The following is a 19,938-nucleotide window of genomic DNA, read 5'->3' as shown; positions in this document are numbered from 1 at the left end:
GCCGTCTTTCAGATTGCCGCCTTGCCATACCGCACCTCTGGTGACGGTCTGTCCGCACCGACCGAGATCCTGCTCATCACCTCGCGTGGGACGGGGCGCTGGGTCGTGCCCAAGGGCAATGTGGGCAAGCGCGAGGCGCCGCACATGGCCGCCGCGCGCGAGGCGCTGGAAGAGGCGGGGGTGACCGGGGCGGTCTGTCCCAGTTCGCTGGGCAGCTATTTCTATCGCAAGACGCTGTCTTCGGGCGCGGCGATTCGCGCCGAAGTGCAGGTCTTTCCGCTCGCGGTGACCGAAGAACGCGACGAATGGCCCGAATCCGGGCAACGCACCCGCCGCTGGTTTTCGCTGAGCGAGGCTGCTGCTGCGGTCGACGAAGCCGATCTCGGCATGCTGATCCGCAGCTTTCGCGCGTCGGAAGTGCGCGCGCTTACCAGTACCGCGCCATTGCTCGCCCGGATCGCCGGCGCGAAGGAGAAATTGGGAATGTTTCACTGGTTCCAGTCGCTCTTGCCAAACCAGGGCAATTTCTTTGCCTTGTTCGAGGCACATGGCGAAACGCTGGTCGCTGGCAGCAATGCGCTTGTCCGCATGCTTCAGGGCGGCGATGCCATGGCCCAGCACGTGCGCGAAATTTCCGAGCGCGAACAGGATGCCGACGCGATCACGCGCGAAGTTCTGGTCTCCGTGCGCAAGACCTTTCTCACCCCGTTCGATCGCGGGGCGATCACCTCGCTGATCGGGGCGATGGACGATGCCATCGATCAGATGCACCAGGTCGCAAGCGCGGCGGCGATCTATGAAGTGACCGTGTTCGAGCCGGAAATGCAGGACATGGCGGCGATCATCGTCGAAGCGGCGCGGCTGATTTCCGAAGCGCTGCCGCTGCTGCGCGCGATTCATGGCAATGCCGCCCGGCTGCACGAATTGACCGAGCGGCTGATCCGGCTCGAAGGCCGCGCCGACGAGATCCACGATACCGGCCTCGCGCGTGCCTATCGCACCCACGGCGTTACCGCGCCGATGCGCTTTTTCGTCAGCCGCGAACTTTACAGCCATCTCGAACGCGTGGTCGACCGCTTCGAGGATGTCGCCAACGAGATCGACAATCTCGTCATCGATCACGCCTGACAGGACGCGCGAACCATGCAGCATCTCGGCATTGCATTGCCGCTGATCATCGCGTTGGTGGTCATGGCGTTTGCCTTCGACTTTCTCAACGGGCTGCATGACGCGGCCAATTCGATCGCCACGGTGGTTTCGACCCGGCTGCTGACCCCGGTTCAGGCGGTGCTGTTTGCCGCCGTGTTCAACTTTGCCGCCTATTTCCTGTTCGGGCTCAAAGTCGCCGAAACCGTGGGCAAGGGGATCATCAACAAGGATGTGGTGACCCCGGCGGTGGTATTCGGCGCGCTGGTTGGCGCGATGACCTGGAACGTGATCACCTGGTGGCGCGGCATCCCTTCATCGTCGAGCCATGCGCTGGTCGGCGGGCTGCTCGGCGCGGGGATGATGCACGCCGGGCCGAGCGCGATCGTCTGGGGCGGGCTGACCTCGACCACGGTGGCGATCGTGCTGTCGCCGATGATCGGCCTTGCCGTGTCGATGCTGTTGATGCTGGTGACATCATGGCTGTTTGTCCGGGCGACGGCGCGCACGGCGGAAGGCATGTTCAAGCGGCTGCATCTCGTGTCGGCGGCTGCCTATTCGCTCGGCCATGGCGCCAACGATGCGCAAAAGACGATGGGGATCATCACCGTCCTGCTCTATTCGCAAGGCTATCTCGGCGGCAGCTTTCACGTGCCGACCTGGGTCGTGCTGGGTTGCTATACCGCGATTGGCCTCGGCACGCTGTCGGGCGGGTGGAAAATCATCGAAACGATGGGCAGCCGCATCACCCGGCTGACGCATCATCAGGGCTTTTGCGCTTCGGCGGGCGGCTCGATCATGCTGTTTGCGGCCAGCTCGCTCGGCATTCCGGTTTCGACCACACACACTATCACCGGCTGCATCGTCGGCGTCGGCGCGGCACGGCGCACGTCTGCGGTGCGCTGGAGCGTGGCGCAGCGGGTCGCGGTCGCCTGGGTGGTCACGATCCCGGCCTCGGCGGCGGTCGGCGCGCTGTTCTACGAAATTGCGCGGGTATTCTGAAGAGTCGGTTTGAAGAGCCGCACCGGGCTTCTCAATCCAGCAGGTCTTCGTAAAAGGCTCCGAACGGGCGCGTGGGGTGGCGGATCTGGATTTCCAGCACCCACAGCCCGGCGCCCGGGACATCGTCGAGCGTGCCAAGCTGGCCGCCGGGGGGCAGTGCGCGGTGCGGATAGTCGCTGACGCGGTGGCCCTTGATTTCGAGATTGAGCTCCCAGCCCAGCTTTTCGGCTTCGTGCGCGGCGGCTTCATAAAGCGCGATGCCGCCGACATCGCCGTCGTGCCAGATCTTGCGCACGCGCTCGAACAACGTTTTGGCGGCTTTGGCACAGGCCGCCATTTCGGCATCATGGCCGGTAACGAAGGTCGCGCCGGCATCGCCTTCGTGGCCGAGGAACACCGGGCCCATGTCGATGAAGAAGATGTCGTCTTCGCCCAGCACGAGGTCGCCGTCATTCTTCTCGCTGAAAATCTTGAGCGTGTTGGGGCCAAAGCGGATCACCAGCGGATGCCAGTCGAGTTCCATGCCGTGGTGCGCAAGAATGTCTTCGCCCAGCGCAATGGCCTCGCTTTCGCGCATGCCGGGGGTGATCGCGGCGGCAATCGCCTCGAGCGCGCGCCAGGTCTGGGCTTGCGCCGCGCGCATCGCGTCGAGCGAGTAATTGGCGCCGATGGCTTCGCGGGGATGGCGGGCGTGGTGCGTGGTCATGGCCATGGCGTAGAACGCGGCGCGGATCGGGGCAAGGTTGCAAAGGAGGGGCAGGGCCCTTGCCGTGTCGTGGCAAAAGTGCGATCCCAGATCGCACGTTTCTCCCGCCCCGCAAGGATGGATTCATGTCGTTTTCTGCCAATGCGTTGAAATTCTATATCGACGGCCAATGGGTCGATCCGGTCGGCTCTGCCACGCTCGACGTGATCAATCCGGCGACCGAGGCGCCGTTCATGACGATTGCGCTGGGCGGCAAGGGCGATGTCGACCGCGCCGTGGCGGCGGCGCGCGAGGCCTTTGAGACATGGGCTTTTTCGACGCGTGAAGAGCGGCTGGCACTGCTGCGTCGGGTGCTCGACGAATACAATCGCCGGTTCGAGGACATCGCCCGGGCGGTAACCGCCGAAATGGGCGCGCCGATCGATTTTGCCCGCGATGCACAGGCCTGGGCCGGGCGCGCGCACATGGAAGCGGCGATCAAGGCGCTGGAAGACTTTACCTTTGAGGAAACGCGCGGAACGAGCCGGGTGATCATGGAGCCGATCGGTGTTGCCGCGCTGATCACACCATGGAACTGGCCGCTCAACCAGATCGTGTGCAAAGTCGCGCCGGCTTTGGCCGCGGGCTGTACCGTGGTGCTGAAACCTTCGGAAATCGCGCCGGCGAGCGGGCTGATCTTTGCCGAGATCATGGCCGCGGCCGGTACGCCGCCCGGCGTGTTCAATCTCGTCAACGGCAATGGCCCCGATGTTGGGCAGGTTCTGGCGGAACACCCCGGCGTCGACATGGTCTCGTTTACCGGATCGACGCGTGCGGGCATTCTCGTGGCCAAGGCGGCGGCGAACACCGTCAAGCGCGTGGCGCAGGAACTGGGCGGCAAATCGGCCAATATCATCCTGCCTGACGCCGATCTCGCTTCGGCGGTCGAAAGCGGCGTGCGCGGCTGTTTCAGCAATTCGGGCCAATCATGCGACGCGCCGACGCGGATGCTGGTGCCCGCCGATCGCCATGCCGAAGCGCTGGAAATCGCCCGCGCCACTGCCGCGACGATGGTGGTCGGCGATCCGCTTGCCCCCGCGACCACGCACGGGCCGGTGATCAGCGACGTGCAATGGACCAAGATCCAGCGTCTGATCCAGACCGGGATCGACGAAGGCGCGGTGCTCGTGACCGGCGGCACCGGGCTGCCCGAGGGGATCGACAAGGGCTATTTCGTGCGCCCCACGGTGTTTGGCGGCGTGACGCCGGACATGACCGTCGCGCGCGAAGAGATCTTTGGCATGGTCCTGTCGATCATGCCCTATGGCAGCGTCGAACAGGCGATCACGATCGCCAACGACACCGTCTATGGGCTGGCCAACTATATCGCCGGCAAGGACATCGAACAGATCCGGAGCATTGCCCGCCGCCTGCGCAGCGGCACGGTGCAGATCAACTATCCCGAATGGGACGTGTTTGCGCCGTTCGGCGGTTACAAGCAGTCGGGCAATGGCCGCGAATATGCCGATTACGGCATCCACGACTTCCTCGAAATCAAGGGCGTCATCGGCTGGGGGTGAGGGCTGGGGGTGAAATCAGTCGGGCAGTTTCCAGTCGATCTCGCCGCGCCCGTGCGCGGCGAGAAAGGCGTTGGCCTGACTGAACGGGCGGCTGCCGAAAAAGCCGGTGTGGGCGGACAAGGGGCTGGGGTGCGGCGCCTTGAGCACCAGATGCGGCCCGTTCATCAGGCCCGGAATGCGCGCGGCCTTTTTCTGCGCATGGCTGCCCCACAGCAGGAACACGCAAGGCTTGGGCTGCGCCGCCACTGCCGCGACCGCAGCATCGGTAAAGGCCTCCCAGCCGCGCTTCTGGTGTGATCCGGGCTGGGCTTGTTCGACGGTCAGCGCATTGTTGAGCAAGAGCACGCCCTGCCGCGCCCAGGCATCGAGATGGCCATGGCGGGCCGGGGGAATCCCCAGATCGGCGTAGAGTTCCTTGTAGATATTGACCAGGCTGGGCGGCACGCGCACCCCCGGTTGCACCGAAAATGCCAGACCGTGCGCCTGACCGGGCCCGTGATAGGGGTCTTGCCCCAGGATCACCACACGCACCTGATCGAGCGGAGTGAGCGCCAGCGCGGCCAGGCGGGTTCCCTCGGGCGGATAGATCACTTTGCCCGCCGCTTCTTCGGCACGCAGCCAGCCGCCCAGCGCACGCAACGGCGGTGTGGCGAGGACGGGGGCGAGCGCGGGGCGCCATGTTTCGGGAAGGTCGGTCATCTGTGGCACCGCTTTGCCACGCGGCCCCGATATTGCCAACCGCCCCCACAAAAACCGGTTTCCACCCTTCGACTTCGCCCAGGGCAGGCTTTTTTGCGCGATGCGCGCTTTTGGTCTCGCATCGCTAAAAGCAAAAAACCGGTTTCCACTTTTTTGCGCGATGCTCTAAGCGTCGCCCCATGGCCGTATATCTCCACGAAGAAGACCTGCCCGCCGATGCGCTGGCGCCTGGCATTGTTGCCGTCGATACCGAAACGATGGGGCTGATCACCCGACGCGATCGGCTCTGCGTGGTGCAGATTGCCGATGGGCGGGGCGATGAACACCTCGTGCGGTTTGGCCCGAACAGCCGTTATGACGCACCCAATCTCAAGGCGGTGCTGGCAGACCCGGCGCGGTTGAAGCTGTTTCACTTTGCGCGCTTCGATCTGGCGGCGATCCAGCATTACCTGGGCGTCTCGGCGACACCGGTGTTTTGCACCAAGATCGCCTCGAAACTGGTGCGCACCTATACCGATCGCCACGGCCTGAAAGATCTGGTGCGCGAATTGGCGGGCAAGGAGCTTTCCAAGCAGCAGCAGTCGAGCGACTGGGGCGGCGCGGTGCTGAGCGATGCGCAGATGGAATATGCCGCATCCGACGTGCGCTATCTCCATGCCTGCCATGCCGTGTTGGTCGAACGGCTGGCACGCGAAGGGCGCACCGCGATCGCGCAGGCCTGTTTCGATTTCCTGCCCCATCGTGCGCTGCTCGATCTTGCCGGCTGGGCCGATGCCGACATCTTCAGTCACGAATAGACGTCTCGTGCGCTTGGGCCGATCACGTCACGCTCTGCTGCCCGGACCCGGGGCATGACGCTGCGTGCCGACCGGCAGCGCGACCGGCGTCAGGTCTTTGCGGCCCCCGGCGGGTCGCATGATCGCACCGTGCGCATCCTGTCGGTGGTCTTGCCGGGGATGATCGGCGCGCTGGTGGCGGTCATGGTGCTTGCCCCGCTCAGTCCGCGTGGCGAAATCAGCTTTCTGCTCGACCGCACCAAAGTCGCGATGGTCGATGATCGCATGCGTGCGCTCGGCGCGATGTATCGTGGCGAGGACGATCACGGGCGGGCCTTTTCGGTGACCGCCGGCAGCGCGGTTCAGCACACCGCGACCCAGAAAATCGTCGAAATGAAGGACGTGACCGCGCGGATGCTGCTCGACGACGGGCCGGCGATTCTGGTCGCCGATGCCGGGACGTATGATTTCGGGCAGCAGGAAATCACTGTGCCGGGGGCGGTCAACATCCAGACCGCCGACGGCTATCGCATGGTCACGCAAGGGGCGGGCATCGACCTCGATCATCGCCGGATGGTCAGCCATGGCGCAGTCGAAGGCCGCATTCCCACCGGCACATTCAGCGCCGATCATTTCGTTGCCGATCTCGATACGCGCGTCATTCGGCTCGACGGGCACGCCCGGCTGCGCATGGTGCCGGGCAAGCTGAACATGCCGGGCAAGCTGCCTGCGGGCAAGACCGCGCCAGTCATGGGGGCGGCCCCCGTAGCAACCCATTCTTCCACGCTTTCCAGGCAGGTAACCAAGCCGTGACTCACGCGCCTATCGCATCGTCCTTTTCGCGCCCGAGCCATACCCGGCTGGCGTTCCGCAGTCTGGTCGGCGGCTTTGCCCTGACGGCGGCGGCGATTGCCGGGGCGGGGCATTTTGCGCTGGCCGCGACGGTGCCGCACAACAGCGAAGCGCCGGTCGATTTCGCCGCCGATCACATGGAATTGCAGGACAAGCAGAAGCGCGTCGTGCTGACCGGCAATGTCGACATTACCCAGGCCGAACTGCGCCTGACCGCCGACCGCACCTTGATGGCCTATACCGACACCGACAAGCTGACGCTGCAGCGGGTCGATGCCACCGGGCATGTCGTGGTGACGCGCAATCAGGAACGCGCCAGCGGCGATGTCGCGGTCTATGATCTGGGGCGCAAGCTGATCACCATGGTCGGGCATGTCGCGCTCGACCGTGCCAATGGCGATACGCTGAACGGCGGACGGCTGGTGATCGATCTCAATACCGGGATTTCAAACATCGACGGCCATACGGCCGGTCCGGCCAAGGCGCTTGCGCCGGGTCAGCCCGACAACCGTGGCCGGGTCAGCGGTACGTTCAATGTGCCGAAGAAGAGCGACAAAAAGCCCTGATCATTCTTCCGTGCGGATCAGCACGGTTTCGCCGATCAGCAGGAACAGCAGGAACGGCGACCACGCGGCCAGAAATGGCGTGTAGCCGCCGAAATTGCCCATCGCCAGCGCCGCGTTGTCCACCACGAAATAGGCAAAGCCCAGCGCCATGCCGATCACGGCGCGCACGAACAGCTTGCCCGATCGAGCGAGGCCGAACGCGGCGACGGCGCCGAGCAGCGGCATCAACACCGCCGACAAGGGCCCCGAAAGCTTGTGCCACCATTTCCCGTCGAGTTCGCTGGTGCGATACCCGGCGGCGCGGATCGCGGTGATCGAATCCGACAGGCGCCAAAGCGATTCGCCGTCGGCATCGGTCTTGCGCACGATGACCTGTGCCGGATCGACGCCGGTGGCATAGACGTGCGCGGCCCCGAGATCGGTGCGCCGCGCGCTCTGCACGTCAAAACTGGAGGGATGATCAAAGCGCCAGCCGGGATGGGCAAATCGGGCATGGGGCGCATGGACGATTTCCGTGACCATGCCGGTCGGATCGCGGCGATACCAGCTGACATCGCCCATATCGGTCGTGGGCCCGCGCCCGGTGACGGTGCGCGCGAACAGGATATTGGGCCCATCCTGCATCCACACATTCGTCTTCAGGTCGGTGTCGGGCGGGACCGCGCCGTAATCGACATCCTGCCAGGCCTTGAGCGTGGCCGTCGCGCGGACGTTCACCCGTTCGTTGAATGCGAAAGTCAGCACGCTGGTCACGGTTGCGACGAGGAACAGCGGCGCCAGTATCTGATGCGCCGAGAGGCCGGCGGCCTTCATCGCGATCACTTCGCTGTTCTGGTTGAGCGTCGCCAGCGTGATGATGGTCGCCAGCAGCACCGAATAGGGCAGAAAGCGGCTGACCAGTTGCGGCAGGCGCAGCGCGACAAAGCGCAGCAGTTCCATTTGCCCGTTGCCCTTGGTGGCCAGGATATGGCCGCTTTCGCTCAACAGATTGAGCATCTGGAGCACCAGCACGAGCATCAGCAGCACGGCGATGATCCGCGCCGAGAACATTCGCGCGATGTACATCGTCATTGTGCGCGAGGGGAAGAAATCAAACAGCATGGGGGGCACCCGTTCCGCCGGAGACCTGCGGTGTTTCGACGTGTGGTGAACCGTCTTGCGGTAGCTCGCCATCATGGGGGGCATGATGATGGTGCTTCTGCCGCCCCCCGAATTGGCGAACGAGGAGCTTGGCTAGGCGTGAAAAAACGGATTCGAGGCCGCCGATCGGCTGGCCACCGGGCACATAGGCGAGCGTCCAGTACATCCACACGATCAGCGCGCCAAAGACCACGAACGGCCCCCACAGCGCCAGCATCGGGTCAATCCGGCCCAGGCTCGACACGTCCTGCCCATATTCGTTGACCTTGTGATAGGCGACCACCATCACGATCGACACAAACACGCCAAGCGCCGAGGAAGACCGTTTGGGCGGCACTGCCAGCGCCACGGCGAGCAACGGCAGGAGGAACATCATCGCGACCTCGACCAGTCGGTAATTGAGGTTGGCGATGCTCTGCGCGCGCATTTCCGGGGTGGCGTTCGGGCTCCAGCCGATGCGCAGCAATTCGGGCAGAAAGTATTCGCGATCCTTGTCGCCGCGACGGCGGAACTGTTCGATCTTGGGCAAGTCGATCGGCAGGTCATGGCTGGCGAAAGTCAGCACGCGCGGATTGCGGATGGTTGGTGATTCCTGGACGATCTGCCCGTCGGTCAGGCGCAGGATCACCGTGTCGGGATTTTCGCGATTGGCAAAGAACTGCCCTTCACGCGCGGAAATCACCATGACCTCGCCGCTGGCCGTGGCGATTCGGGCAAAAATGCCTTCGAGTTGCCTGCCGTCGTCGCGGCTCGATTCGACGCGCAGCGCGGTGCGATCCTGCAGCGAGTTGAATTCGCCGACCTTGATCGAGGCGCCGAGCGCGCCCGACCGCAGTTCGAATTGCAATTCTTCGTAATAATAGCGCGACAGCGGCTGGATATAGCTGACAATCACCAGATTGAACGCGGCCAGCACGATCGCGAACAGGAACGGCACACGCAACAGGCGGGTATAGCTTAGCCCGACCGCGCGCATCACATCGAGCTCGGAACTTGTCGCCAGCTTGCGGAATGCAAACAGGATGCCGAGCATCAGCCCGAGCGGAATGGCCAGGCTGGCATATTCCGGCATCATATTGGCCAGCATCTTGAACACGATCGCCACCGGACCGCCCTGCGTCGCGACGAAATCGAACAAGGTCAGCATCTTGTCGAGCGCAAGCAACGAGGCCGCGATGAAGAAGACTGCCAGCATCGGCATGATGACCAGCCGTGCGATATATCTGTCTATAGCGGTGATGAATTTCACGAAGCTGGCCAGTGCTGTCCGTTTATCGCCTGCCGGTTCGACGTCGGGAGGCCGCGTTCCGGGGTTTCCATCCGCCTAGCCGGGTTCATGCGGGGACGAAAGGGCAAAAGGCAGGCGACAGGCACCGCGCCCGATTCTGTTGCCGGAAATCAGGCTTTTTCAAGCGTGCAGCGCAGCGGATGTTGGTTCTGCTGGGCGAAATCCATCACTTGGTTCACTTTGGTCTCGGCGATTTCATAAGGAAAGATGCCGCAGACGCCGACGCCGCGCTGATGAACATGGAGCATGACGCGGGTCGCCTGTTCAAGATCCATCTGGAAAAAGCGCTTGAGCACCATCACCACGAATTCCATCGGTGTGTAATCGTCGTTCAGCATCAAGACTTTGAACATACTTGGCTTTTTAGGCCTGGTACGGGTGCGTGTGGCGATCCCCACCTGACCGTCGCCGCCATGGTCGTTGTCCCCATCATCGTCTGCGCCATGGGGGGCGTTCATCGCCGGCGCGTGCATCGTCGACCCTTTGATCGTCGACACCGGGCATGCGGCGACAAGGAGCATCGGCCCGGATTCGGGAGGCTGAGGGAAAAGATCACGCTGCATGGTCGTGCCAATATCGCATCGGACCGGCCCCCATACAAGAGGCGAGAGGGATTTCGGGGCATGGGTCATGCGTGGTGCGTGCGGGTGGCATGTCTGCCGACCTATCCCGCGCCGCCCCCTAATAAAATGCAAACGGGCCGGACGGGTTAAACCCGTCCGGCCCGCAGCAATGTTCGGGCGCGCGGCCCTGTTTCGATCAGGCGGCGTGCTTGACCTTTTCGACCGCGAGGCTGACGCGGTTGGAAATCGGCTGGAACGCTTCGTTGGCCAGCTTGAGCACGGCTTCGCTGTTCTTCGAGCTGGCTGCGACAACGGCGTCGAACTGCTTGCGCAGGAGGGCCGACTGCTTTTCGAGCAGTTCGCTGGGCGACTTCACCGCGGTCAGGCTCTTGAATTCGGCGGCAAGCGCTTCAAACGCCGACTTGCTTTCGGTCGCATAGCCCTTGGTCAGTTCCTGCAGTCCGCTGGCGAGGATCTTGCTCGATTCGACCAGAGCTTCGACGTTGCCCTTGGTGAATTCGCCGATTTCGCCAAAGCTGGCCTGGCTCTTTTCGAAAGCGGCCTTGGCCTTTTCCGAAGCGTCCTTGATCGCGGTCTGGAACTTTTCGGTGTATTCGGTGGTGGTGGCGGTCATGGTGCGGTATTCCTTCCTGGATGCCGTCGCTGTCCGCGGAAGGGGTGCGGCGGCGGATTTTACGGGTTGCGGTGCCTTGGACGCCGTGACCACGGGCTTTGCAGCCGGTGGAGTCGGGCGGGCCGTGCGCATCGCACGCTTGGGTGGCGGCGCTTTGGCGGGCGAGATGGCTGTAACGACCGGGGCCGTAACGACCGGAGCTTTGGCGACTGGCGTTTCAACCACCGGTGCCGCTGCGGGCTTGGCTTCGACTACTTGCTTCGTGCGACGCCCCACAATCTTCTTGGCAACGATCTTCGTGGCCGGAACGGGTGGTGTCGCTGGTCCTGCGTTGCTGACAGCATCCGGCACAATGGCGACCGGCGTTGCCACCGGGCTATTCGCAACGGGCTTGTCGGCTTTTGCCGAAGTGGCTTCGCCACCGGCTGGGGCCTTGCTCTGTTCAACAGAACCCGATTCGACGGAATCGACCATTGTCGCATGCTCCTTAAGCTGCTGCATTCCGGCTGGGACGGTTAAAACAGGCCATCCCGCCGGTCTTTGCTGCATCGCAAAATTAGAGCAATTGCATGTGCGAAGTCAAGCATTTTTGTGCAGTGCACAATATCCGTTTTGATGGGAATTCCTGCGGTTCCGGCAAACGTTTACTTCTGCTTGACGTAGCGTCCGGGAGCATCCTCGATCGCGGTATCGCCCGGCCCGCCGGGAACCCGGCGCCCGTCGGCGGGCACTTGCGCATCGCCGAACGCGCGAATCCATTCGACCCAGTCGGGCCACCAGCTTCCCTTGGTTTCCACCGCGCCCGCGATGAATTCGTCGAGCGTCTGCGGATCGTCGGGGTTCAGCCAGTACTGGTATTTGCCTGATTGCGGGGGATTGACCACGCCGGCGATATGGCCCGATCCCGCCAGCAGGAACTTCCATGGGCCGGACAAGTGCCGCGTCAGTTTCCACACGCTTTCGGCAGGGGCGATATGATCGGCCCGCCCGGCCTGGATATAGCAGGGGGTGGCGATGCGATGGAGATCGATCGGGGTGCCGTCGATGCTCAGCGAATCGGGTACGACCAGACGGTTGTCGCGATAGAGCTCGACCAGATAGGCGCGCAGCCAGCGGAACGGCAGGTTGGTGGTGTCGCCGTTCCAATAGAGCAGGTCGAACGCCGGATAGTCATCGCCCAGCAGGTAGTTGTTGACGACATAGTTCCACACGAGATCCGATGATCGCAGCATGTTGAACGTCGCAGCCATATAGCGTCCGTCGAGAAAGCCCTCGCTCGCCAGGTTTTCGAGCATGCGGAGCTGCGCATCGTCGATGAAATGCTTGAGATCACCGGCCTTTTCAAAATCGACCTGGGCCGTGAAGAACGTCGCCGAGGCCACCTTGGCGGCTTCGCCCCGCCGCGCCAGCAGCGCCAGCGTCGCTGCCAGCGTCGTGCCCGCGACGCAATAGCCGATGGTATGCACGGCCGGAACGTCGAGCCGCGCGCGGACCAGATCGATCGCCTCGATCTGCGCCAGAGCGTAATCGTCCCAGGTCAGCTCCGCCATCTCTGCATTGGCCGAGCGCCAGGAGACGATAAAGACCGTCAGCCCCTGCGCCACGGCCCAGCGGATGAAGCTGTTCCCGGGGTTGAGGTCGAGAATGTAGAATCGGTTGATCCACGGTGGAAAGATCAGCAGCGGCACCGCGTCGACGGTTTCGGTGGTCGGGCTGTATTGAATAAGCTGAAACAGCGGGGTTTCGTGGACCACTTTGCCCGGTGTCGAGGCAATGTTGTGGCCAAGGTCAAAGGCATCGAGCCGGGTATGGGTCAGCTGCCCCTTGCGCAAGTCGGCCAGGAGATGCTCGACCCCGCGCACCAGATTTTCGCCGCGCGTTTCGAGCGTGCGTTCGATCACCAGCGGGTTTGTCAGCGGAAAATTGGCCGGGCTGAGCGCTTCGGTGATCACCTTGATCGCAAAGCGCACTTGTTCGCGCCGTTCCGCCGGAATCCCAGCCAGATCGTCGGCCATCGCGCCCAGCCGCTCGGCAAGCAGCAGATAGGTCTGATGGATCAGCGCAAAGACCGGCTGTTCGCGCCATTTGGGATCGGCAAAGCGGCGGTCGCGGCGCGGCAGGTCGGGAGCCGATTCTCCCGATGCAGGCGTTCCTGCACCGGCATAGCTGGCCATGATCTGCGTCCACAGCGCGACGCTGTCATCCCACAGCTTCTTTTGCGCGTCGGGTCGGGCCAGCGGTAATTGCTCAAACCATTCGCCCATCCATGTGGTCCAGCGCGCCGGATCGCCAAGGCGCGCCATCAGCGGTTCAATCCGCCCGGCCTGTTCGGCCCCGAAATCGAGCCACATCTTTTGCAGCTTGGCCGCCGACATGGCCCAGTGCTGCAGATCGGCGGGATCGGGCGGGGTGGCTTCGGTGGTGGGCATGAACGGGGCGAACAGCGCCTGCATCGCCTCACCCTGCTTGCGCATCAGATCCTCGATCACGATCGTTTCGTCGAGGATAGCGCCTGAATCGTGATGCGGCGCGGCATCATGCGGTGCGATTCCCGGCGTTCCTCCGCTGCGTCCGGTCGCTTTCGTCCTGGTGCCCATGGAATCCCCTTTGCGTTACCGCCTTCTTAGCTCGACTTTGTACGTTTAGGTAGCGATGCAGAGGGCTTGCATCATACGCATGACGCGTGGTTTTGGAATATATTGCGGTTCCCGGTTTGGCGGGGAGTGTTGATTAATGTCGCCGACCCAGATTTGGAGTCGGACGGCAGCGATGGCGTCACTGAGCGTCAGACTGGTCTTTCGGTACCAGGCGGCGGCGTAAGGCGTGCTTGCGCTGGTGAGCAGATCGCAGGCCCATAACGATATGAGGCTGTAGAGGCCGAGAAGCGCCGGGGTGGTTCGGGCAATGGCGTGATCCGACCATTGCCGCTGTGTCTCGACGCCCAGGTGAGCCCGGGTTTCGGCGAACGTGACCTCGATCTGCCAACGGCGGACGAACAGCGCGATGATATCGGCGGGTTCAAGTGTGATGTCGGTGCTGAAGAATGCCTGGGGAGCGCGTTTTGCATCGGGGTCGCGCACCAGCACCCAGCGGACCGGCAACACCGGGGTGCCGGTCCTGTACCACAAGGCGCGGTGTCGGATGTGATCTCGAGGGTTTTGCCATCGACTTGGCCATACCAGGCCGAGACGATGACCCTTGTCCAGATCGTGGCTGGGTTGGGCCAGTTCATGGACCGCGAAGCTGCTGTAGCCGACGAAGATTATTCGACGTCCTGGCAGCCAGCGACACAATTGCAGCGCACCCTGACGGGCCCAGTCCGTCAGCAGTTTGTGACGCCGACCGCGTTGCTGGTTGGATCGTTCCGAAGGGGCGAGCAGTGTCAAGGCCGGCAAGGCCTTGATGAGGCTGGCCCATGGCACCGGCGTAAGCACCATGAAACTCAACCAGCGCAGTCCACTGGCCTTGACAAAATGGCCGTGGCTGGAGCGTACCGGGTCGCGGTATATTCCCCGTGCCTTGATCTGCGCAGGAGCAAGGGACGTGTCCTCGACGAGTTCGTCGCGGTGACTGGATTTCACCGCAAGCATGCGATGCGCCTGCTGCGGAAGAAGCGGTCAGTGAAGGCGGGAGGCTCCCGCATCGAACGAAGGATCTACGACGAAGCAGTGAGGACGACGTTGGTGCTGCTCTGGGAGGCTTCAGACCGTTTGTGTGGCAAACGACTCCAGCCGTTGATTCCGATCCTGGTGGAGGCGATGGAGCGCCATGGGCATCTGGAATTGGCGCCGGAGATAAAAACGAAGCTGGCGACGATGAGCGCTGCGACGATCGACCGGGCACTATCGAGCGCATCCACGTCATCGACTGTGACCTCGGCAAATCCGGATCTACAGCGACGATGCGCGATGGTTTCCAGGAACTCGTCAGCGAAGTTGCACTTGCCAAAGCCGGCATCGTCATGGGGCTCGAGGTCTCACGCTTGGCGCGCAATTCTGCCGACTGGCACCGGCTACTTGAACTGTGTGCGCTCACCGCGACCCTCATTCTCGACGAGGATGGCATCTACGATCCCGCCAGCTTCAACGACCGCCTGCTACTCGGACTCAAGGGCACGATGAGCGAAGCAGAGCTACACATCCTCAAGGCGCGCATGCGCGGCGGACAGATCAACAAAGCGCGCCGCAATGAACTTGAGATGGGACCGCCAGTGGGGATAGTCTATCGCCCAGATAGATGCCTCGATCTTGATCCAGACCTTGAAGTTCAGGCGGCACTGCGCCTGCTGTTCGACACCTTCGAACGCACCGGGAGCGCGATGCGAACCGTCAAGTTCTTCCTGGAGGAAGGCATTCTTTTCCCTCGGCGTCTTCGTTCCGGACCCAACAAGGGCGATCTATTGTGGGCCCCACCCCGGCATGCCCGGATCCTCCAGGTGCTTCATAATCCGCGATATGCCGGCGCCTTCGTCTATGGGCGCACACGGACCCGCCGTCGGCCTGATGGCGGCAGCACCACTCGCACGCTGCCAATGGCGGAGTGGCAGTTTGTGACGCCCGATCTGCACCCAGGATACATCGATTGGGAACGGTTTAAGGCCAACCAGGCGAGTCTCGCAGACAATGCACAGGCCGACATTCTATCCAATGTGCAACTGTAATGCTGGTGGAATTTACAATTCGCCGCACCTTCTGGGATTATTTCGCCGTCGAAAACTTCGCAAAACTCGAAAAATACAACTCAAATATTTCACACCTTAAATATTATTTTCAATAATAAAGGTCATTATTTTTAAGTAATTTTATCTGATATTTCAAATCATAAATCACAAATCATATTTAAATGGAAAAACCCAACCAAACTGTTGTAGGAAATATTTAGGATAATATTCATAACATCTTTATAAGTAAATATTCTATCGAGAGAAGCGTCGCCAGATTGGAGGCAATTTTGGCAATTTTGACAATTTTCTAAACGGAATAGGCTTTGACAAAAGCTATTACCACGCTGTTAATCAGAGGCGTAAACCGAATCGGATAAATTTAACGGCAGCACGAACAATATCGACCATGGCGAATGCGGGCGCACGGGGACTCTATGAGATCAGATCGTATAAGCAAGGTTTTGGCCTTGGAGGCTCTCGTTCGGGAAATTGTCGCGGATAATGACACTACAGGCGCATGCCGTAGCAATTCTGCGCATCATGAAACTTTTTTGACCGCTGTCCGGGCGGAAATTTCCCGCCGCCGCGGTCGCCGCGCACTGTTTTCGGAGTACGACATTTTTGCAGACCCGGCCTGGGATATCATGCTTGAGATGTATGTAGCGAACGCTACCGACACCAAGTTATCAATCACCGCAGTCGGCCTAGAGGCAGGCGTTGCGCCAACCACCGTCTTGCGCTGGATTTCCGTCCTTGAAAACTATGGGTTTGTAAAGCGCACCGCAGATGTGTCAGACAAGCGCCGGCACTGGGTATACTTAACCAAGAAAGCAACAAATATGCTGCAGGAGCATTTTAAATTCACTTAAAATAGACCCGCAACATCAAGTTTCTTCAAAGAAATTCATAAATTAATTCTAATTTAACTAGATCGTTGTGGCAATTTAACGCGTCGGGGATTCCCTACGAAGTAGATTTGTGATTCAAGACTGATTTTTGGAGCGTGCCTATCCGCTTAAGGCATGCACCCACTAGATATGGTATGATGGGTCCATTGGCCTGAGTAGAGTTCAGCAAAGGTCGGCGCCTCGATATCACTGGCGATCCCGAGGAGGGATCGGAAGGCGTTGAACGGGTAGAAGCGGCGATTGAAGCGGAAAGTGAACTCGTTGAGGTAGGCTTGCAGATGCTTGGCGCTGACGCCGTGGTGGATGCCGTTGAGCCACGCTTTGAGGTTTGAGAACACCAGATGGACGATGGGCAGGAACTCTTCGGACACCTCCGGGTCGCCACACTGGGCGATGGCGTGATGGTCGTAACCGCCGCCCTGCAACCCGTTATAGCCGCTCCAATCATCGGTGATGACCAGCGTTCCCGGCTCGACCGCGCTCTGTACAAAGCCACCAAGGGCACCGGCACTGCGGTCTGCACCGATGGCCAATCGAACCCTTCCGGCATAGCGTCCGTTCCGGCGGCGGTCCTGGCCAGTGCCAGGCTCCCGGTGACGAACTTCGACGGCGGCGACCACCAGCGTTTTGTGGTGGGTTCCCCGGCCTTCGCCGCGCGTTCGCCCGCCGATCCAGGTCTCATCGACCTCGACATGCTGACCGCTCTGCCCGCCGATCCGATCCTGATCGGGGCGCGCCATCGCGGCGCGCAGTTTATGGAGCAGGCCAAAGGCCGTCTCGTACCGGGTCAGGCCAAGCTGGCGCTGCAACTGGACGGCAGATATGCCGGTCGTCTGACTCGCAACCAGGTAAGCGGCCCAGAACCACACGCTGAGCGGGATGTGGCTTCGTTCCATGGCCGTGCCGACCATCAGGCCGGTCTGACGGCGACACGAGCGGCACATCAGGATGACAGGCCGAGTGGTGAAACGAAACGGATCGCCGACGACGCCACAGCGTGGGCACGCAAATCCATCAGGCCAGCGAGCTTTTTCAAGCCAGGCCGCGCAAGCGCCATCATCCGGGAAAAGCCGCTGGAACTCGGGGAGGGATTTCGGGAACGGCAGCTTGTCGCGGTCAAGAACGTCCACAATCCCCACCCTTTACAACCGCTTTGGGTGGCACCAAGCCGCAGGAAAAGTCAGGCGCGCGCCACAAGGCAGCCACTAGATGTAGTGGGTGTATGCGTCAAGCGGATAGGCACGTTTTGGAGATCGGTCATGGATCGTGCGGTTGACGAACTGAGCGACGAACAGTGGGAACTTCTTGAAGCCGCTGTGCTGGTGGTGGCAAAGGCAAGCGAGGCGTAGCTACCCAGGTCCCCGGCTTATGGGATTAGGCGGAGACGGCGCCGAGTATGGTTTGGTAGGGATTGCTTCCCGTCAGACGCGCGGTATCCACGGTTGATCGCAAAGCGGCCTCGGCATCTGCGGCCCATTTGGCGCGATAGCCATTGGTCACCTTTCTCTGGATGACACTTGGCCTCAGCGCCCTCTCACTTACGTTGTTTGTGGCATCGACCTTTCCGGCGAAGTCGCAGAATACGAGCAACTGATCGCGGGCTCGCCGGATTTGGCCAAGCAGCTCGTCGGCCAGCGGACAATCGGTGGCGCTGGCAAGGATGGCGTTGAGATCACGTTCGAGCGCCCGCTTATCGCAGCGCCGCAGACTGCCAGGAACCGATCGTGCTGTTCGAATACCAGCCCGGCCGCGGACAGCAGTACCCGCAAGCTTTTCTGGCCGGATACAACGGCCTGCTGATGACCGATGGATATGACGCATGGCGCGCGTTGGAGGGGGCTACCCATCTGGGGTGCATGGCCCATGCGCGCAGGAAATTTACCGACGCGATCAAGGGCAGGAAAAAGCCAGGTGGCCCAGCGGTCGAGGCGCTCAAATTCTTTGAAGCCCTCTATGAGGTCGAGCGACTGGCACGCCAGACGCTGCCCGAAGGCGAAACGCGCGAGCAGTACACCCTGCGGTTGCGCCAACAGCACAGCGTGCCGGTGCTGGCTGCATTCAAGACATGGCTCGACGAGCTGGCCCCGCAGGTCCTGCCCAAAAGCTACACCGGCGAGGCGATCGCTTACGCGCGCAACCAATGGGATTATCTGACCCGTTATGCCAGCAACGGGCGCGCGCCGATCGATAACAACTTGCTGGAACGCGATATAAGAGTCTTTGTAACCGGCAGAAAAAACTGGCTATTCAGCGATACAACGGCCGGCGCCAAGGCAAGCGCCACCATCTACAGCCTCATGCTTACATGCAGGGCATGCGGCGTGGATCCGCACGACTGGCTGGCTCATGTCCTAACCCAACTGCCCCAACGCGGACCAGACGCCGATATCGAGGACCTGTTCCCGTTCAACTCCGCGGCCAAAGACGCCGCGCCCGCTGAAAACATAACCTGATCTGCCAAGTCCGCAGATCTCAGCCAATCCCTGCCACAAACTCAACCCGCAACATGCCGCTGGTGCCGACCATGTGCGTCGAAATTCGCGCTTACTGGAGACCTATTGATTCAGAGTTCTATCCAATGTGCAAATGTAATGCTAAAATTCATTCCATTTTTAAAAAAAATCATCGCCAGACATGTCAATAATTGACTTTTTCAAAATAACCAAAGCCGTGTCTATGTGAATCCCAGCCACCTGAGCAGACGCAAGATTCTGCGAAACTCGATCAAAATTCCGGAGAAGATTTTCAGTTTGAATGATCAGGGCCTCAACCTCTGACTTCAGACTTTCTGGGAAAGCCAAGGCTAATCTCCTCACAGGGCGCAGCGATCTCCACGCTCATACGAGGCAACTCTAAATACCTATTTGTTAAAATTATCTTAACCAAAAGTTAGCTCAATACGAAAAAAAATCAGGAGATCATTGAATAGCCCCTAGATTTCTGGACGCCTACTATCGGGGCTGACGTGCCTCTGACGTGATGGCGTGGACGACTCCTGCACCAGCGTAGCTGTGTCATAATGCGGTCGTTGTAGTTCCATGTGTGGACGACTCCCGCGGCGCAAGAGTTTTTGTTTAGCAATGAGCGCCAGTCGGGTGCATCCATGTGTTCGGCCTGTTCGCGCAGCACCGTCTGGCTGCTGGCCCTGATGAAGTCCGCAGGCCGGCTCCCTAATCACGTCATCGCGCTCGAAGCGCTGTGACCCCCTGGGTTTTGCCGACCCCCGGTCTGACCGGTTTGTCATCACTACTCAGCTACTCCTACGCCATCCTTCCGCCGGACGTTATCCGGCAGCACGGACGACGGTCACGCGGCTGAAGCCGCGTAGACTTCTTTGCGCGACATCACTGCCCAAGCAATGCGCGCTGTTTTGTTGGCGAGCGCGACTGTCGCGATCTTCGCTGGCTTGCGCTCCAGGAGCTGCGCCATCCATGGC

At 61.3% G+C, this 19,938-nt stretch carries 18 protein-coding genes and 3 pseudogenes; 10 read left to right on the top strand and 11 right to left on the bottom strand.

Going from position 1 to position 19,938, the window contains the following annotated elements; genetic code table 11:
* Nucleotides 1–21: 21 nt before the first annotated feature.
* Both AQZ50_RS13175 and AQZ50_RS13170 read left to right on the top strand, forming a co-directional pair.
* Nucleotides 22–1,128 carry a DUF47 family protein gene (locus AQZ50_RS13175; protein ID WP_231730281.1) on the top strand — a complete coding sequence of 369 codons (1,107 nt, stop codon included), beginning with the start codon at nt 22–24 and terminating at the stop codon, nt 1,126–1,128.
* 15 nt (nt 1,129–1,143) lie between these two features.
* On the top strand, nt 1,144–2,148 hold the full coding sequence (locus AQZ50_RS13170) for an inorganic phosphate transporter (protein WP_067746932.1): 1,005 nt from the start codon (nt 1,144–1,146) through the stop codon (nt 2,146–2,148).
* A 31-nt stretch (nt 2,149–2,179) separates the two neighbouring features.
* Here the strand turns inward: AQZ50_RS13170 and AQZ50_RS13165 are convergent, their stop codons facing one another.
* Nucleotides 2,180–2,854 carry a M24 family metallopeptidase gene (locus tag AQZ50_RS13165; protein ID WP_067747037.1) on the bottom strand — a complete coding sequence of 225 codons (675 nt, stop codon included), beginning with the start codon at nt 2,852–2,854 and terminating at the stop codon, nt 2,180–2,182.
* 125 nt (nt 2,855–2,979) lie between these two features.
* Between AQZ50_RS13165 and AQZ50_RS13160 the strand changes: the two genes are divergently transcribed.
* A complete protein-coding gene (locus tag AQZ50_RS13160) occupies nt 2,980–4,413 on the top strand; it encodes an aldehyde dehydrogenase family protein (RefSeq protein WP_067746931.1) in 1,434 nt (477 codons plus the stop codon).
* A 15-nt stretch (nt 4,414–4,428) separates the two neighbouring features.
* Here AQZ50_RS13160 and ung read toward each other — a convergent pair whose 3' ends face one another.
* Nucleotides 4,429–5,112, bottom strand: a complete 684-nt coding sequence (gene ung / locus AQZ50_RS13155; protein WP_067746930.1) for a uracil-DNA glycosylase — start codon at nt 5,110–5,112, stop codon at nt 4,429–4,431.
* 179 nt (nt 5,113–5,291) lie between these two features.
* Between ung and AQZ50_RS13150 the strand changes: the two genes are divergently transcribed.
* Genes AQZ50_RS13150 through AQZ50_RS13140 form a run of 3 tightly spaced genes read left to right on the top strand, consistent with a single transcriptional unit; the run spans nt 5,292 to nt 7,306 of the window.
* On the top strand, nt 5,292–5,909 hold the full coding sequence (locus AQZ50_RS13150) for a ribonuclease D (protein ID WP_067746929.1): 618 nt from the start codon (nt 5,292–5,294) through the stop codon (nt 5,907–5,909).
* Between the two features lie 54 nt (nt 5,910–5,963).
* The gene (gene lptC, locus AQZ50_RS13145) at nt 5,964–6,701 is read left to right on the top strand and encodes an LPS export ABC transporter periplasmic protein LptC (RefSeq protein ID WP_082703647.1); all 738 of its coding nucleotides are present in this window, start codon (nt 5,964–5,966) and stop codon (nt 6,699–6,701) included.
* The gene (locus tag AQZ50_RS13140) at nt 6,698–7,306 is read left to right on the top strand and encodes an LptA/OstA family protein (protein WP_231730280.1); all 609 of its coding nucleotides are present in this window, start codon (nt 6,698–6,700) and stop codon (nt 7,304–7,306) included. Before lptC ends, AQZ50_RS13140 begins: the two co-directional genes overlap by 4 nt.
* On the opposite strand, the gene lptG is transcribed toward AQZ50_RS13140, so the two are convergent.
* The 6 genes from lptG to AQZ50_RS13110 all read right to left on the bottom strand — a co-directional run bounded on the left by lptG (nt 7,307) and on the right by AQZ50_RS13110 (nt 14,521).
* A complete protein-coding gene (gene lptG, locus AQZ50_RS13135) occupies nt 7,307–8,407 on the bottom strand; it encodes an LPS export ABC transporter permease LptG (protein ID WP_067746928.1) in 1,101 nt (366 codons plus the stop codon).
* Complete coding sequence (gene lptF, locus AQZ50_RS13130) at nt 8,397–9,695, bottom strand: LPS export ABC transporter permease LptF (protein WP_082703646.1); 1,299 nt, start codon at nt 9,693–9,695, stop codon at nt 8,397–8,399. The genes lptG and lptF overlap by 11 nt, the downstream gene beginning before the upstream one ends.
* A 149-nt stretch (nt 9,696–9,844) precedes the next feature.
* Nucleotides 9,845–10,207 (bottom strand): ATP-dependent Clp protease adapter ClpS, encoded by a 363-nt coding sequence (gene clpS / locus AQZ50_RS13125; protein WP_369801426.1) that lies wholly within the window; start codon nt 10,205–10,207, stop codon nt 9,845–9,847.
* A 286-nt stretch (nt 10,208–10,493) separates the two neighbouring features.
* Nucleotides 10,494–10,931 carry a phasin family protein gene (locus AQZ50_RS20500; protein WP_231730279.1) on the bottom strand — a complete coding sequence of 146 codons (438 nt, stop codon included), beginning with the start codon at nt 10,929–10,931 and terminating at the stop codon, nt 10,494–10,496.
* 644 nt (nt 10,932–11,575) lie between these two features.
* A complete protein-coding gene (locus AQZ50_RS13115; RefSeq protein ID WP_067747033.1) occupies nt 11,576–13,405 on the bottom strand; it encodes a PHA/PHB synthase family protein in 1,830 nt (609 codons plus the stop codon).
* A 168-nt stretch (nt 13,406–13,573) separates the two neighbouring features.
* Nucleotides 13,574–14,521: a hypothetical protein gene (locus AQZ50_RS13110; RefSeq protein ID WP_197412496.1), complete on the bottom strand. Its 948-nt coding sequence runs from the start codon at nt 14,519–14,521 to the stop codon at nt 13,574–13,576.
* Here AQZ50_RS13110 and AQZ50_RS20750 point away from each other — a divergent pair.
* From AQZ50_RS20750 to AQZ50_RS13100, 3 genes and pseudogenes are all read left to right on the top strand, one after another.
* A pseudogene (locus AQZ50_RS20750) lies at nt 14,459–14,776 on the top strand (transposase); the annotation flags it as partial. The gene AQZ50_RS13110 and the pseudogene AQZ50_RS20750 overlap by 63 nt on opposite strands.
* Before the next feature lie 56 nt (nt 14,777–14,832).
* Entirely contained in the window at nt 14,833–15,591 is a 759-nt protein-coding gene (locus AQZ50_RS13105; protein ID WP_231730278.1) for a recombinase family protein, read from the top strand.
* A 554-nt stretch (nt 15,592–16,145) separates the two neighbouring features.
* Nucleotides 16,146–16,463 (top strand): MarR family winged helix-turn-helix transcriptional regulator, encoded by a 318-nt coding sequence (locus AQZ50_RS13100; protein WP_156427361.1) that lies wholly within the window; start codon nt 16,146–16,148, stop codon nt 16,461–16,463.
* Nucleotides 16,464–16,609: 146 nt separating this feature from the next.
* On the opposite strand, the gene AQZ50_RS13095 is transcribed toward AQZ50_RS13100, so the two are convergent.
* Both AQZ50_RS13095 and AQZ50_RS20990 read right to left on the bottom strand, forming a co-directional pair.
* The gene (locus AQZ50_RS13095) at nt 16,610–17,632 is read right to left on the bottom strand and encodes an IS1595 family transposase (RefSeq protein WP_067747032.1); all 1,023 of its coding nucleotides are present in this window, start codon (nt 17,630–17,632) and stop codon (nt 16,610–16,612) included.
* A 244-nt stretch (nt 17,633–17,876) separates the two neighbouring features.
* Nucleotides 17,877–18,209, bottom strand: coding sequence for an IS66 family transposase (locus AQZ50_RS20990; RefSeq protein WP_369801425.1), 333 nt, complete (start codon nt 18,207–18,209; stop codon nt 17,877–17,879).
* On the opposite strand from AQZ50_RS20990, the pseudogene AQZ50_RS13090 reads away from it, so the two are divergent.
* A pseudogene (locus AQZ50_RS13090) lies at nt 18,191–18,955 on the top strand (IS66 family transposase); the annotation flags it as partial. The gene AQZ50_RS20990 and the pseudogene AQZ50_RS13090 overlap by 19 nt on opposite strands.
* 853 nt (nt 18,956–19,808) lie before the next feature.
* Here the strand turns inward: AQZ50_RS13090 and AQZ50_RS20495 are convergent.
* Nucleotides 19,809–19,938: pseudogene (locus AQZ50_RS20495) on the bottom strand (IS110 family transposase); the annotation flags it as partial.

The sequence above is a fragment of the Novosphingobium sp. Fuku2-ISO-50 genome, from assembly GCF_001519055.1.
Classification (GTDB): Bacteria; Pseudomonadota; Alphaproteobacteria; order Sphingomonadales; family Sphingomonadaceae; genus Novosphingobium.
The sequence above is the reverse complement of the archived record's forward strand: the minus strand, read 5'-3'. Positions and strand labels throughout refer to the sequence as shown.

Coding starts and splice junctions, on each gene's coding strand:
- AQZ50_RS13160 (WP_067746931.1), top strand. CDS start 2,980: ATGTCGTTTTCTGCCAATGCGTTGAAATTCTATATCGACGGCCAATGG.
- lptG (WP_067746928.1), bottom strand. CDS start 8,407: ATGCTGTTTGATTTCTTCCCCTCGCGCACAATGACGATGTACATCGCG.
- AQZ50_RS13110 (WP_197412496.1), bottom strand. CDS start 14,521: ATGCTTGCGGTGAAATCCAGTCACCGCGACGAACTCGTCGAGGACACG.
- AQZ50_RS13165 (WP_067747037.1), bottom strand. CDS start 2,854: ATGACCACGCACCACGCCCGCCATCCCCGCGAAGCCATCGGCGCCAAT.
- ung (WP_067746930.1), bottom strand. CDS start 5,112: ATGACCGACCTTCCCGAAACATGGCGCCCCGCGCTCGCCCCCGTCCTC.
- AQZ50_RS13115 (WP_067747033.1), bottom strand. CDS start 13,405: ATGCGCAAGCAGGGTGAGGCGATGCAGGCGCTGTTCGCCCCGTTCATG.
- AQZ50_RS20500 (WP_231730279.1), bottom strand. CDS start 10,931: ATGACCGCCACCACCACCGAATACACCGAAAAGTTCCAGACCGCGATC.
- lptC (WP_082703647.1), top strand. CDS start 5,964: ATGACGCTGCGTGCCGACCGGCAGCGCGACCGGCGTCAGGTCTTTGCG.
- clpS (WP_369801426.1), bottom strand. CDS start 10,207: ATGCACGCGCCGGCGATGAACGCCCCCCATGGCGCAGACGATGATGGG.
- AQZ50_RS13150 (WP_067746929.1), top strand. CDS start 5,292: ATGGCCGTATATCTCCACGAAGAAGACCTGCCCGCCGATGCGCTGGCG.
- AQZ50_RS13170 (WP_067746932.1), top strand. CDS start 1,144: ATGCAGCATCTCGGCATTGCATTGCCGCTGATCATCGCGTTGGTGGTC.
- AQZ50_RS13105 (WP_231730278.1), top strand. CDS start 14,833: ATGCGCGATGGTTTCCAGGAACTCGTCAGCGAAGTTGCACTTGCCAAA.